The sequence below is a fragment of the Paracoccus sp. SSK6 genome (assembly GCF_039770665.1).
In the GTDB taxonomy this organism is placed as follows: Bacteria; Pseudomonadota; Alphaproteobacteria; order Rhodobacterales; family Rhodobacteraceae; genus Paracoccus.
Window position 1 is genome coordinate 13,354 of the sequence record NZ_JBDPNJ010000021.1, and the last position, 12,274, is coordinate 25,627.

General features: G+C 66.7%; 17 protein-coding genes. 10 read left to right on the plus strand and 7 right to left on the minus strand.

The annotated features are described in order from the left end of the window. Window positions 1–31: 31 nt before the first annotated feature. The 7 genes from AAIL68_RS12995 to mdh all read right to left on the minus strand — a co-directional run bounded on the left by AAIL68_RS12995 (window position 32) and on the right by mdh (window position 5,119). A complete protein-coding gene (locus AAIL68_RS12995; protein WP_347140207.1) occupies window positions 32–412 on the minus strand; it encodes a hypothetical protein in 381 nt (126 codons plus the stop codon). Between the two features lie 88 nt (window positions 413–500). Further along, window positions 501–896: a hypothetical protein gene (locus tag AAIL68_RS13000; protein ID WP_347140208.1), complete on the minus strand. Its 396-nt coding sequence runs from the start codon at window positions 894–896 to the stop codon at window positions 501–503. Window positions 897–958: 62 nt separating this feature from the next. After that, complete coding sequence (locus tag AAIL68_RS13005) at window positions 959–1,306, minus strand: hypothetical protein (RefSeq protein ID WP_347140209.1); 348 nt, start codon at window positions 1,304–1,306, stop codon at window positions 959–961. A gap of 73 nt (window positions 1,307–1,379) precedes the next feature. Next, window positions 1,380–2,264: a succinate--CoA ligase subunit alpha gene (sucD, locus tag AAIL68_RS13010; RefSeq protein ID WP_347140210.1), complete on the minus strand. Its 885-nt coding sequence runs from the start codon at window positions 2,262–2,264 to the stop codon at window positions 1,380–1,382. An 86-nt stretch (window positions 2,265–2,350) separates the two neighbouring features. Further along, complete coding sequence (gene sucC / locus AAIL68_RS13015) at window positions 2,351–3,544, minus strand: ADP-forming succinate--CoA ligase subunit beta (protein WP_347140211.1); 1,194 nt, start codon at window positions 3,542–3,544, stop codon at window positions 2,351–2,353. 161 nt (window positions 3,545–3,705) lie between these two features. Next, window positions 3,706–4,041, minus strand: a complete 336-nt coding sequence (locus AAIL68_RS13020; protein ID WP_347140212.1) for a hypothetical protein — start codon at window positions 4,039–4,041, stop codon at window positions 3,706–3,708. Between the two features lie 115 nt (window positions 4,042–4,156). Continuing rightward, window positions 4,157–5,119: a malate dehydrogenase gene (gene mdh, locus AAIL68_RS13025; RefSeq protein WP_347140213.1), complete on the minus strand. Its 963-nt coding sequence runs from the start codon at window positions 5,117–5,119 to the stop codon at window positions 4,157–4,159. Between the two features lie 147 nt (window positions 5,120–5,266). Between mdh and AAIL68_RS13030 the strand changes: the two genes are divergently transcribed. The 10 genes from AAIL68_RS13030 to AAIL68_RS13075 all read left to right on the plus strand — a co-directional run bounded on the left by AAIL68_RS13030 (window position 5,267) and on the right by AAIL68_RS13075 (window position 12,272). After that, a complete protein-coding gene (locus AAIL68_RS13030; RefSeq protein ID WP_347140240.1) occupies window positions 5,267–6,004 on the plus strand; it encodes a sulfite exporter TauE/SafE family protein in 738 nt (245 codons plus the stop codon). 80 nt (window positions 6,005–6,084) lie between these two features. Beyond that, window positions 6,085–6,930: a CoA ester lyase gene (locus AAIL68_RS13035; protein WP_347140214.1), complete on the plus strand. Its 846-nt coding sequence runs from the start codon at window positions 6,085–6,087 to the stop codon at window positions 6,928–6,930. Between the two features lie 42 nt (window positions 6,931–6,972). Beyond that, window positions 6,973–7,521, plus strand: a complete 549-nt coding sequence (locus AAIL68_RS13040; RefSeq protein WP_347140215.1) for an NnrU family protein — start codon at window positions 6,973–6,975, stop codon at window positions 7,519–7,521. A 1-nt stretch (window position 7,522) separates the two neighbouring features. Next, complete coding sequence (locus tag AAIL68_RS13045) at window positions 7,523–7,729, plus strand: DUF1737 domain-containing protein (RefSeq protein ID WP_347140216.1); 207 nt, start codon at window positions 7,523–7,525, stop codon at window positions 7,727–7,729. Further along, on the plus strand, window positions 7,726–8,760 hold the full coding sequence (locus AAIL68_RS13050) for a MaoC family dehydratase (RefSeq protein ID WP_347140217.1): 1,035 nt from the start codon (window positions 7,726–7,728) through the stop codon (window positions 8,758–8,760). The genes AAIL68_RS13045 and AAIL68_RS13050 overlap by 4 nt, the downstream gene beginning before the upstream one ends. Window positions 8,761–8,977: 217 nt before the next feature. Continuing rightward, the gene (sdhC, locus tag AAIL68_RS13055) at window positions 8,978–9,370 is read left to right on the plus strand and encodes a succinate dehydrogenase, cytochrome b556 subunit (RefSeq protein ID WP_347140218.1); all 393 of its coding nucleotides are present in this window, start codon (window positions 8,978–8,980) and stop codon (window positions 9,368–9,370) included. Window positions 9,371–9,385: 15 nt separating this feature from the next. Beyond that, complete coding sequence (locus AAIL68_RS13060; protein ID WP_347140219.1) at window positions 9,386–9,772, plus strand: succinate dehydrogenase, hydrophobic membrane anchor protein; 387 nt, start codon at window positions 9,386–9,388, stop codon at window positions 9,770–9,772. Between the two features lie 7 nt (window positions 9,773–9,779). Continuing rightward, a complete protein-coding gene (gene sdhA, locus AAIL68_RS13065) occupies window positions 9,780–11,582 on the plus strand; it encodes a succinate dehydrogenase flavoprotein subunit (protein ID WP_347140220.1) in 1,803 nt (600 codons plus the stop codon). Continuing rightward, on the plus strand, window positions 11,582–11,950 hold the full coding sequence (locus tag AAIL68_RS13070) for a hypothetical protein (protein WP_347140221.1): 369 nt from the start codon (window positions 11,582–11,584) through the stop codon (window positions 11,948–11,950). Before sdhA ends, AAIL68_RS13070 begins: the two co-directional genes overlap by 1 nt. A gap of 25 nt (window positions 11,951–11,975) precedes the next feature. Then, window positions 11,976–12,272: a hypothetical protein gene (locus AAIL68_RS13075; protein WP_347140222.1), complete on the plus strand. Its 297-nt coding sequence runs from the start codon at window positions 11,976–11,978 to the stop codon at window positions 12,270–12,272. Window positions 12,273–12,274: the final 2 nt, after the last annotated feature.

Below are 12,274 nucleotides of genomic sequence, written 5' to 3' on the forward strand. Positions count from 1 at the left end.
CCTTGACGCAATGGGGAATGGGGATGCGGCGTCAGGCGGCGCTGCAGGTGACGATCATCATCTGGACGCCGGGCATCGCGCTGCCCGCGCCAGGCTTGTTGGTGCGGCTGTCCTTCAGGTCGCGGCCCGCATCGCGGCAAAGCTGCGAGGGCGCGGCGTCGATCCTGGCGGCCTCGGTCTGGGCGGGGCGGAACAGCACGGTGAAGCGGCTGTCGGCATCCCCGGTGACGGAAATCAGCGAGGCCTGGTGCAGCCCGGTGCGGCTGTCCAGGGGCCCGGTCGGAACGGCGGGCGCGGCAGGCTCGGCAACGGGGGGCGCGACGGGCGCCTTGGGCGTGACCACGCGCGGCGCGGCCGGGGCGGCAGGCGCGACGGGGGCCGGCTGCGGGGCAGGCGCCGCGACCGGCTGCATGCACCCGGCCAGGGCGCAGACGGCAAGAAAGGCCGGCAGACCGGGCATGTTCAGGGGGACTGCTGGGATTCTTGATGTCATGACCGCCTCAGGCACAGTAAACGTCGATGATGGCCGCGCCGGGATCGGCATAGGGATCTACGCGCGGGATGCGTTCGATCCGCGCCACCGCGCGGCGTTCCAACCCGCAGAGCGCGCGGGCCGCGCCCTGCTCGGCGCCCAGGGGCGCGCGGGCCGGGTGATAGATCAGGCGCCAGCCGAAATCCCGCCGCGCCACCGTACGCACGGCGTCGGGGGGCAGGGCGCTGGCCTGGTGAAGGTTCGTCATGGCGGGGATGCCGCCGCGCAGGATGTCGTCCGTGGGCGCGCGTCCGCAGGCGATCAGCGCCATCAGCGCCGTTAGCGACAAGGGCGCGATGCAGCCACGGGCGCGGGCAAGAACCCGATCCGTCGGAAAGTCTGCGGCGCGTTGCGGCTGGTCCACGTCATCCCCCTGGCCTTGCCAGTGCCCCCATAGGTATGCCGGGGGCACGGCATGTCAAATCGTCACGAACAGGTGACGGTCATCTTCTGGACGCCGCCGCTGAACTGCGGGCCGGTCGGGTCCACCGGAGCGGCCGTGAACACGGTCGATGCGGTATTGGCGCAGATCACCGCCGGGGCCGCGGCCACCTGTTCGGCGGTGACCGCGTCGCCGCGATAGAACACCGTGTACTGGCTGCCGGTGCGCGATACGGCCACGACCGCCTCGGCGGGCAGGCCGGTCGCGGCCCCAAGCGCCTCGGTCGAGGCCGAGTCCACCGACACGGTCGTTTCCACCCGCGTGATCGGCTCGGGTGCGCAGGCCCCCAGAACGACAGTCGAGGCGATGATGGCAGCGGAAAGCATTTTCACCTTCAGTCTCCTGTGTTTGACCAGAATGGTTGACGTGCCGGGGGAACGCCCGCTTGGGGCTACGGGTTCAGTTTCAGCCCTTGATGGCCTTCAGCACGGCCTCTCCCAGGCCCGCGGGGCTGTCGGCCACGACGATCCCGGCGCGCTTCATCGCCTCGATCTTCGATTCCGCGTCGCCCTTGCCGCCCGACACGATCGCGCCCGCATGGCCCATGCGACGGCCCGGAGGGGCGGTGCGGCCCGCGATGAAGCCTGCGGTCGGCTTCCACTTGCCCTTGGCCTTCTGCTCGGCCAGGAACTCGGCCGCTTCCTCCTCGGCCGAACCGCCGATCTCGCCGATCATGATGATCGACTCGGTCTCGGGGTCATCCAGGAACATCTGCAGCACGTCGATATGCTCCATCCCCTTGATGGGGTCGCCGCCGATGCCGACCGCGCTGGACTGGCCCAGGCCCACGTCCGAGGTCTGCTTCACGGCCTCATAGGTCAGCGTGCCGGAACGCGACACGACGCCGACGGACCCGCGGCGGAAGATGGAGCCCGGCATGATGCCGATCTTGCATTCGTCGGGGGTCATGATGCCGGGGCAGTTCGGCCCGATCAGGCGCGACTGCGATCCTTGCAGGGCGCGCTTGACCTTCATCATGTCCAGCACCGGGATGCCTTCGGTGATGCAGACGATCAGCGGGATCTGCGCGTCGATGGCCTCCAGGATCGAATCCGCCGCGAAGGGGGGCGGAACATAGATCGCGGTCGCAGTGGCGCCGGTTTTCGCGACAGCCTCGTGGACCGAGTTGAAGACCGGCAGGCCCAGGTGTTCGCTGCCGCCCTTGCCGGGGGTCACGCCGCCGACCATCTGCGTGCCATAGGCGATCGCCTGTTCGGTGTGGAAGGTGCCCTGGGATCCGGTGATCCCCTGGCAGATGACTTTGGTGTCTTTGTTAACGAGAACGGCCATTGTGGCTTCCTTGGCGTAGGGTGCGCTTCAGCGCACCGTTGTTCGGGAAAGGTGCGCTGAAGCGCACCCTACAGGTCGCGGGCCGCTCAGCCCTTCACCGCCTTCACGATCTTCTCGGCCGCGTCCGACAGGTCGTCCGCCGGGATCACGTTCAGGCCCGAGTCGCGGATGATCTGCTTGCCCAGGTCCACGTTCGTGCCCTCAAGGCGCACGACCAGCGGAACCTGCAGGCCGACTTCCTTCACGGCGGCGATGATGCCTTCCGCGATGATGTCGCAGCGCATGATGCCGCCGAAGATGTTGACCAGGATGCCTTTGACGTTCGGATCCGAGGTGATGATCTTGAAGGCTTCCGTCACCTTCTCCTTCGTCGCGCCGCCGCCCACGTCCAGGAAGTTCGCGGGTTCCGCGCCATACAGCTTGATGATGTCCATGGTGGCCATCGCCAAGCCCGCGCCGTTCACCATGCAGCCGATCTCGCCGTCAAGCGCGATGTAGTTCAGGTCGAACTTGGACGCCGCCAGTTCCTTGGGGTCTTCCTCGGTCTCGTCGCGCAGCGCCATGATATCGGGCTGGCGATACAGCGCGTTGTTGTCGAAGCCCATCTTCGCGTCGAGGCACTTGATGTTGCCTTCGGGGGTGACGATCAGCGGGTTGATCTCCAGCATCTCCATGTCGCGTTCGATGAACATGCGATACAGGTTCTTGACCAGGGCAACGCATTGCTTGACCTGCGCGCCTTCCAGACCCAAGGCAAAGGCCACGCGGCGGCCGTGGAAATCGGACAGGCCCGATGCCGGATCGACGCTGAAGCTGACGATCTTTTCGGGCGTGTGGGCGGCCACTTCCTCGATGTCCATGCCGCCTTCGGTGGATGCGACGAAGCTGATGCGCGACGAACCGCGATCGACCAGCAGGGCCAGGTACAACTCGCGCGAGATGTCGCTGCCGTCCTCGATATAGATGCGGTTGACCTGCTTGCCCGCCGGGCCGGTCTGGTGGGTCACAAGGGTGCGACCCAGCATCTGGCGGGTCAGTTCCTCGGCCTCGGCCACGGACTTGGCCAGGCGAACGCCGCCCTTTTCGCCGGCGGCGGCTTCCTTGAAGCTGCCCTTGCCGCGGCCGCCCGCGTGGATCTGCGCCTTCACGACCCAGAGCGGACCGTCGAGTTCACCCGCAGCCGATTTCGCCTCGTCCGCCTTCATCACGATCCGGCCGTCGCTGACCGGTGCGCCGTACTGACGCAGCAGCGCCTTGGCCTGGTATTCGTGGATGTTCATCCTGACCCCCTTTTGCGGTTCGACAGATTTGCCGGGGGTCTTGCCATAGCCGGACGGCGTCAGGAAACGAATTTGCGGGAAAAGCGCCTAAAACCGCGGGAACGCAGGGAATGTGATCACAGCCGGAAAAGCCGTGATCACAAAGCCCCTGGCGCAGGGCTTCAGCCCGCGACGCGCTTGCAGTCGAAGCTGTCGCCGGTACTTTGCGAGGTCCAGGTCATCTGGTTGTCGTTCTGCCACTGCACCTGGATCACCGCCCCGTCATCCAGCGTCATCGTCGTCGCCCGGTTCTGGGTCGAGAAGCTGCGGATCTTGATCGGCTGCGCGTCGTTCGACGGCAGGTAGGAATCGGGCGTGAAGGTCATGGTCGTGACGCCGCAGTTCCAACTGCCCATGAACGGCAACTGGTCCGTGGGGCGGGGGGAGGTGGGCGGCGCTTGGCAGGCGGTCAGCAGCATCAGGGGAAGAAGGGCAGCAGGCAGGACGGTCCGGTTCATGGTCGCCTCCGGTTACTGGGACAGGACAATGATAAAACGGAACGCGAAAAATGCATAACATCAAATGCAAAGGCGCGCCCGCAGGGGACGCGCCTTGCCTGTTTCGCCGGATGGATCAGGCCAGAGAGGCGTCGATGCCCTTGCAGGCCGCGACCAACCCGTTCACCGCATCGACCGACTTGGTGAACATCGCCTGCTCGTCGTCGTTCAGCGCGATGTCGATGACCTTTTCCACGCCGCCTGCGCCGATCACGGTGGGCACGCCCACATACATGCCGTTCAGTCCGTAAGCGCCGTCCACCCAGGCCGCGCAGGGCAGCACGCGCTTCTGGTCCTTCAGGTAGGCTTCCGCCATCTCGATGGCCGAGGTCGCGGGGGCATAGAAGGCGCTGCCGGTCTTGAGCAGGCCGACGATCTCCGCGCCGCCGTCACGGGTGCGCTGAACGATGCTGTCCAGCTTTTCCTGGGTGGTCCAGCCCATCTTCACCAGATCCGGCAGCGGGATGCCCGCGACGGTCGAATAGCGGGTCAGCGGCACCATGGTGTCGCCATGCCCGCCCAGGACGAAGGCGGTCACGTCCTTCATGGACACGCCGAATTCCAGCGACAGGAAGTGGCGGAAGCGCGCGGAATCCAGCACCCCCGCCATGCCGCAGACCTTCTCGCGCGGCAGGCCGCTGAATTCACGCAGAGCCCAGACCATCGCATCCAGCGGGTTGGTGATGCAGATGACGAACGCGTTCGGCGCGTGCTTGGCAATGCCTTCACCCACCGACTTCATGACCTTGAGGTTGATGCCCAGCAGGTCGTCGCGGCTCATCCCGGGCTTCCTCGGCACGCCGGCGGTGACGATGCAGACATCGGCGCCCGCGATGTCGGCGTAATCGTTGGCGCCCTTCATCACCGCGTCGAAGCCTTCGGACGGACCCGACTGCGCGATGTCCAGTGCCTTGCCCTGGGGCGTGCCCTCGGCGATGTCGAACAGGACGACATCGCCCAGTTCCTTCATCGCGGCCAGGTGCGCCAGCGTGCCGCCGATCTGCCCCGCACCGATGAGTGCGATTTTGGGTCGGGCCATGGATAACCTCCGATCAATGGGATGATTGTTGCGCGGTGGTTACGGGGTCGGGCAAGAAATCGCAAGCCACTGTTGGCGCTGACACTTGCCAATCGGGCTGCTGCGACGCATCCATGCCGCGCGGGCAAGGGGATGGCGATGCTGGATCTGACGGTATGGGGCTGGGTGCTGGCGGTCATCGCCGCCATGGCCGTGGGACTGGCCAAGGGCGGGCTGGCGATGGTGGGCATGATCTCGGTCCCGCTGCTGTCGCTGGTGATGTCGCCGGTGCAGGCGGCGGGGCTGATGCTGCCGGTCTATGTGGTGTCCGACATCGGCGGGCTGCTGGCCTTTCGCCACCATTTCGACATCCGGGTTCTGGCGACCGCGCTGCCCGGCGCGATTGCCGGGATCGGCATCGGCTGGGCGGGCGCGCATGTGGTGCCGGTCTGGGGCGTGACGCTGATCGTCGGGGTGATCGGCGCGGTCTTCGCGCTGAACGCGCTGATCCGGCCGCATCTGTCGGCGCAGAAGCGCCCGGCATCCTATGGGCGCGGGACGTTCTGGGGGGTGCTGTCGGGCTATACCAGCTTTGTCAGCCATGCGGGCGCGCCGCCCTGGCAGGTTTATGTCCAGCCGCTGCGCCTGCCCGCGCTGATCTATGCCGGGACCACGACCTGGTTCTTTGCCGTCTGCAACTGGGTCAAGCTGATTCCCTATGCCGCGCTTGGGCAGTTGAACCCCTCGGCCCTGGCGGCGGCGGCGGTGCTGACGCCCGCGGCGCTGGTCTCGGTCTGGCTGGGGCTGCGGCTGGTCAGGATCATCCCCGAGGCGCTGTTCTACAAGCTGATCACCTGGGGCCTGCTGGCCGTGTCGCTGCGGCTGATCTGGCAGGCTCTGGCCTGACGCCGCAGCGCAGCAAAATTGCGCTTGCCAAATCTGACGCCGCAGGGCAGCGTCACGCAAGAAAGTTGCGAGGAGGTTCCATGGCGCGCCCTTACCGTTCGGTCCTGTATATCCCTGCCGCCAATGCGCGGGCGATGGAGAAGGCGCAGGCGCTGCCCGCCGACGCGATCATCTTCGATCTGGAGGATGCGGTCGCCCCGGCGGAAAAACCCGCCGCGCGGGACGCCCTGGCGGCGGCGCTGGCGAACGACTATGGCCCGCGTGCCCGGATCGTGCGGATCAACGGGCTGGCGACGGAATGGGGCAGGGCGGACGCGCATTTTTGCGCGGCGCTGCACAGGGCGGATGCGGTGCTGATCCCCAAGGTGGACGGCCCCGCCGACCTGGACCGCGTGGCGGCGCTGGTCCCCGACACGCCCTTGTGGGCGATGATGGAAACGCCGCTGGGGATGCTGAACGCCGCCGCCATCGCAGCCCATCCCCGGCTGGAGGGGATGGTGATGGGCACCAACGACCTTGCCAAGGAACTGAACAGCCGCTTCCGCCCCGACCGCTTGCCGATGCAGGCGGGGCTTGGCCTGTGCCTGCTGGCCGCGAAGGCTTATGGCAAGGTGATCGTGGACGGCGTGTTCAACGCCTTCAAGGACGAGGACGGGTTGCGCGCTGAATGCGAACAGGGCCGCGACATGGGCTTTGACGGCAAGACGCTGATCCACCCCGCCCAGCTTGCCATCGCCAATGAATGCTTCGCCCCAACGGATGCCGAGATCGACCTAGCCCGCCGCCAGATCGACGCCTTCCAGACGGCGGCGGCCGAGGGCAAGGGCGTCGCCGTGGTCGATGGCAAGATCGTCGAGAACCTGCATGTCGAAACCGCGCGCAAGACGCTGGACCGGGCGGAGGCGATTGCGGCCATGGCGGGATAAGGGCAGGATGGCGGCACGGACATCCAGCGAAGGGAAAGCCAGATGGTTCTGCTGATTTCGGGCGTGGCCCTGTGGTGGGCCGCGCATCTGTTCAAGCGCGTGGCTCCCGAACGCCGCGCCGCCCTGGGCGCCAGGGGCAGGGGTCTGATTGCGGTCCTGCTGATCCTGTCGGTGGTGCTGATGGTCATCGGCTATCAGCGCGCGGATGGGCCGGTCTGGTGGGGGCGCTCGCCCGCGACGACCGGCATCAACAACCTGCTGATGCTGCTGGCCTTCTATCTCTACGCCGCGGACGGGATGAAGACGCGCGTCACCGCCTGGATCCATCATCCGCAACTGACGGGCTTCTCGCTCTGGGCACTCGCGCATCTGCTGGTGAATGGCGACCTGCCGTCCTTCATCCTGTTCGGCGGGCTGCTGGTCTGGGCGCAGGTCGAGATCGTGCTGCTGAACCGCGCGGGCGCCTGGAAGCGGCGCACGGGGCCGTTCCCCGTCCGCCGCGAAATCATGGCGGCCGTGGGCGCGGTCGTCGTCATGCTGGTCGTGGGCCTGATCCACGGCTGGATCGGACCCTGGCCATTCGGAGGCTGATTTGACGACCCTTTACCGCTGCATCACCGAGGATGACACCTCCCGCTTCTGCCACCGCGTCAGCGAGGCGCTGTCCAAGGGCTGGTCCCTGCATGGCAGCCCATCGATGGCCTTCGATCCTGTCAAGGGCGTGATGCGCATGGCGCAGGCCGTGACCAAGCAGGTCGAGGCCGAGTATCATCCCGATATGAAGCTGGGGAGCCAATGACCAAGACCAATCCGGGCCGCTTCTTCGAGGATTACCGCGTGGGCCAGGTGATCCGCCACGCCGTCCCGCGCACCGTCGCGGAAGGCGAACGGGCGCTTTACCACGCGCTCTATCCGGCGCGTCATGCGCTCTATTCCAGCGATGAGTTTGCCTCGAACTGCGGGCTGGAGGGCAGCCCGATGGACGACCTGCTGGCCTTCCACATCGTCTTCGGCAAGACCGTCCCCGATGTCAGCCTGAATGCGGTGGCGAACCTGGGCTATGCGCAGGGCCGCTGGCTGGCCCCGGTCTGGCCCGGCGACACGCTGCGGTCGGAGTCGCAGGTGATCGGTGTAAGGCAGAACTCGAACGGAAAGTCGGGCGTGGTGTGGGTCCGCACGCAGGGCCTGAACCAGATGGACGAGCCCGTGCTGGACTATGTCCGCTGGGTGATGGTGCGCAAGCGCGACACGGACGCCCCCGCGCCGGAGGCGGTGGTGCCCGACCTGGCCCCGGTGGTCGCGCCCGAGGATCTGGTGATCCCCGAGGGGCTGGATTTCTCGGATTACGATTTCGGCCTTGCCGGAGAGCCGCATCGCTGGGGCGATTACCAGATCGGCGAAAAGATCGACCATGTCGATGGCGTCACCATCGAGGAAGCCGAGCATATGCTGGCCACGCGCCTGTGGCAGAACACCGCCAAGGTGCATTTCGACGCAACGAACCGCGACGACGGCAGGCGCCTGATCTATGGCGGCCATGTCATCAGCATGGCCCGCGCGCTGTCCTTCAACGGGCTTGCCAATGCGCAGATGATCGTCGCGCTGAACGGCGGCGCCCATGCCAATCCCTGTTTCGCGGGCGATACCGTTCGCGCCTGGTCCGAAGTTCTGGACAAGGCGGAAACGGACGCACCCGGCGTGGGTGCGATCCGTCTGCGGCTGGTGGCGACCAAGGGCGACAGGGCTGCCTTTGCCTTGAAGGATGGCGACGGCCGATACCTGCCCGAGGTGCTGCTGGATCTGGACTACTGGGCGCTGATGCCGGTGTGAAAAGCCGACTCGCGGTTCTCGCAGGTGCAGCATTGCTTGTGATCACACCCCGGCAGGTCGTGATCACAAAGCTGGAAAGCGGATGAAATTCTGCCTGGCCTCTGGCATCTGTGGATGACAGATGCGACAAAGGCCGACAAACACGCGCCAATCGCCAGCCCGCGAGGCCAGCCGCGCCTGCGACGGGTCAAGCCAACCGTTTGAAGGAGCGCCGCACATGGCCGATGTGAACCGGGGCAACCGGCCGCTTTCCCCCCATCTCCAGGTTTATCGCCTGCCCATGGCCGCCGTGACCTCGATCATGACGCGGATCACGGGGCACGCGCTTGTCGCGGGCATCCTGCTGCTGGTCTGGTGGCTGGTGGCCGCCGTCAGCGGGCCGCGCGCCTTTGCCGCCGCCGACTGGGTGGTGCGGTCCTGGATCGGCTTCATCGTGCTGACCGGATCGGCCTGGGCCTTGTGGTTCCACACGCTGGCCGGGATCCGGCACTTGTTCTACGATTCGGGCCACCTGCTGCGGATCGAGGAGGCCGAGCGCGCAAGCTGGGCCGTCGTCATCGGGTCGGTGGTGCTGACGCTGCTGTCGCTGATCCTGTTCTTCTTCGTCTAAGGGGCCAAGGAAACCATGCGCTATATCACCCCCCGCAAGGCAGCCATGGGCCTGGGATCGGCCCGCAGCGGCACGGCGGACCACTGGTTCCTGACCGTCACGTCCTGCGCCCTGGTCCTGCTGGTCCCGGCCTTCCTGCTGGTCATCGGCAAGGCGATCGGCCTGACGCATCCTGAACTGGTGGCCTATTTCGGCCGCCCCTATCCGGCGCTGATCACGGCGCTGTTCATCGTCGTGGGCATGGCGCACTTCATCAAGGGCACCCGGATCATGATCGACGACTATTTCCAACACACGGCGCGCAAGGTGGCGATCATCGTCTCGGTGGTCTTTTCCTGGGCGGTCATCGCGGCGGCAGTCTTTGCCCTGGCCAAGATGACGCTGGTCACCATCGCGATCTGAGGACATCATGGCTGCTTACGATATCCATACGCATGATTACGACGTGGTCGTGGTGGGGGCCGGGGGCGCGGGCCTGCGCGCGACGCTGGGCATGGCCGAACAGGGGTTGCGCACGGCCTGCGTGACCAAGGTCTTCCCGACGCGGTCCCACACCGTCGCGGCGCAGGGCGGCATCGCCGCGTCGCTGTCGAACATGGGACCGGACAGCTGGCAATGGCACATGTACGACACCGTGAAGGGGTCGGACTGGCTGGGCGATACGGACGCCATGGAATACCTGGCGCGAGAGGCGCCCAAGGCCGTCTATGAACTGGAACATTACGGCGTGCCGTTTTCCCGGACCGAGGAAGGCAAGATCTACCAGCGTCCCTTCGGCGGCCACACCACCGAATTCGGCGAAGGCCCCCCGGTGCAGCGCACCTGCGCGGCGGCCGACCGCACCGGCCACGCGATCCTGCACACGCTCTACGGCCAGTCGCTGAAGAACAACGCGGAATTCTTCATCGAATATTTCGCCATCGACCTGATCGTCACCGACGGCGCCTGCACCGGCGTGGTCTGCTGGAAGCTGGACGACGGCACCATCCATGTCTTCAACGCCAAGATGGTGGTGCTGGCGACGGGCGGCTATGGCCGGGCCTATTTCAGCGCCACGTCCGCCCATACCTGCACCGGCGACGGCGGCGGCATGGTGGCGCGCGCGGGCCTGCCGCTCCAGGACATGGAATTCGTGCAGTTCCACCCGACCGGCATCTACGGCTCGGGCTGCCTCATCACCGAAGGCGCGCGAGGCGAGGGCGGCTACCTGACCAACTCCGAAGGCGAGCGGTTCATGGAACGCTATGCGCCCACCTACAAGGATCTGGCCTCGCGCGACGTGGTGTCGCGCTGCATCACCATCGAGATCCGCGAAGGCCGCGGCGTCGGTCCCGACAAGGACCACATGTATCTGAACCTGATGCACCTGCCGCCCGAGGCCCTGGCCGAACGGCTGCCCGGCATCAGTGAATCGGCCAAGATCTTCGCAGGCGTCGATGTGACCAAGCAGCCGATCCCGATCCTGCCGACGGTCCATTACAACATGGGCGGCATCCCCACGAACTATTGGGGCGAAGTGCTGAACCCGACGGCGGAAAACCCCGACGCGATCTTCCCCGGCCTGATGGCCGTGGGCGAGGCGGGCTGCGCATCCGTCCATGGGGCGAACCGGCTGGGGTCGAACAGCCTGATCGACCTTGTGGTCTTCGGCCGCGCCGCCGCGATCCGCGCGGGTCAGGTGATCGACCGCGAAGGCCATATCCCCGAAACCAACCAGGCGCAGGTGGACAAGGCGCTGGCCCGCTTCGACGGCTTGCGCCACGCCAATGGCACCACGCCCACCGCGGAACTGCGGCTGGAAATGCAGCGCACCATGCAGGCCGACGCGGCGGTGTTCCGCACCGACAAGACCCTGGCCGAGGGCGCCCAGAAGATGACGGCAATCGCCGCCAAGATGGACGACCTGAAGGTCACGGATCGCGGATTGATCTGGAACACCGACCTGATGGAAACGCTGGAACTGACCAACCTGATGCCGAACGCGCTGGCCACCATCGTCGCGGCCGAGGCGCGCAAGGAAAGCCGGGGCGCCCACGCCCACGAGGACTGGCCCGAGCGGGACGACGCCAACTGGCGCAAGCACTCGCTTGCATGGGTCGATGGAAACGCGGTTAAACTGGACTACCGCCCCGTCCATCTGGACCCCTTGACCAAGGAAGAGGATGGCGGGATCGACCTGAACAAGATTGCTCCCAAGAAAAGGGTTTACTGATGCGCTTCCAGACTTTCGCCGCCCTGGGTCTTGCCGCCGCTACGCTGGCGGGCTGCGTCGCCCCGATGCCGCCCGCAGCCACGACGACGACGACCACCACCACGGTCGTGACCCCGCCCACGGTCCTGGACGCAGCCTCGCGTCAGGCCGCGCGGACGGTCATCAACGCCGAGATGGAGAAGCGCCTGCCCGGCGCCAATGTCGCGCCCTATACCGATTGCGTCGTCAACAACGCCACCACGGCGGAACTGATCGACATCGCCCAGGCGTCCCGCGCGGGTGCGACCGGCACCGCGGACAGCGTGGCGGCGATCGTCTCGCGCCCGGCGACCACGCAGTGCATCGCTGCGGCGGCGCGCAGCGCGTGACGTGATGCGCGCGCGGGCGGGACATATGGCCTTGGCTCTGATCGGGACATTGGCCGCTTGCGGCCCGGTCCCGGTCGAGCAGGCGGAACTGACCTGCCTGCGCGACGCCGAACTGGCCGTCCGCCCGCGCACCAATGTCGCCCTGGGCGTCGGCACCGGCTTCGACGGCGACACGCACGGCTTTGGCAGCGTCTCGGTCGATCTGTCGGGCGATTACCTGATGGGGCGCGATCCCGCGCAGGTCTATGACCGCTGCGTGCAGCGCCGCTCGGGCCAGCCGCCGCGCCGTCCCCTGGCCGAACAGCCGGGCTGGACAGGCTGAGC

Bases quoted from the DNA above. Each gene is read 5' to 3' on its own strand.
- AAIL68_RS12995 (WP_347140207.1), bottom strand. From the start codon at position 412: ATGCAGCCGGTCGCGGCGCCTGCCCCGCAGCCGGCCCCCGTCGCGCCT.
- sucD (WP_347140210.1), bottom strand. From the start codon at position 2,264: ATGGCCGTTCTCGTTAACAAAGACACCAAAGTCATCTGCCAGGGGATC.
- sucC (WP_347140211.1), bottom strand. From the start codon at position 3,544: ATGAACATCCACGAATACCAGGCCAAGGCGCTGCTGCGTCAGTACGGC.
- AAIL68_RS13020 (WP_347140212.1), bottom strand. From the start codon at position 4,041: ATGAACCGGACCGTCCTGCCTGCTGCCCTTCTTCCCCTGATGCTGCTG.
- mdh (WP_347140213.1), bottom strand. From the start codon at position 5,119: ATGGCCCGACCCAAAATCGCACTCATCGGTGCGGGGCAGATCGGCGGC.
- AAIL68_RS13035 (WP_347140214.1), top strand. From the start codon at position 6,085: ATGGCGCGCCCTTACCGTTCGGTCCTGTATATCCCTGCCGCCAATGCG.
- AAIL68_RS13040 (WP_347140215.1), top strand. From the start codon at position 6,973: ATGGTTCTGCTGATTTCGGGCGTGGCCCTGTGGTGGGCCGCGCATCTG.
- AAIL68_RS13050 (WP_347140217.1), top strand. From the start codon at position 7,726: ATGACCAAGACCAATCCGGGCCGCTTCTTCGAGGATTACCGCGTGGGC.
- sdhC (WP_347140218.1), top strand. From the start codon at position 8,978: ATGGCCGATGTGAACCGGGGCAACCGGCCGCTTTCCCCCCATCTCCAG.
- AAIL68_RS13060 (WP_347140219.1), top strand. From the start codon at position 9,386: ATGCGCTATATCACCCCCCGCAAGGCAGCCATGGGCCTGGGATCGGCC.
- sdhA (WP_347140220.1), top strand. From the start codon at position 9,780: ATGGCTGCTTACGATATCCATACGCATGATTACGACGTGGTCGTGGTG.
- AAIL68_RS13070 (WP_347140221.1), top strand. From the start codon at position 11,582: ATGCGCTTCCAGACTTTCGCCGCCCTGGGTCTTGCCGCCGCTACGCTG.
- AAIL68_RS13075 (WP_347140222.1), top strand. From the start codon at position 11,976: ATGGCCTTGGCTCTGATCGGGACATTGGCCGCTTGCGGCCCGGTCCCG.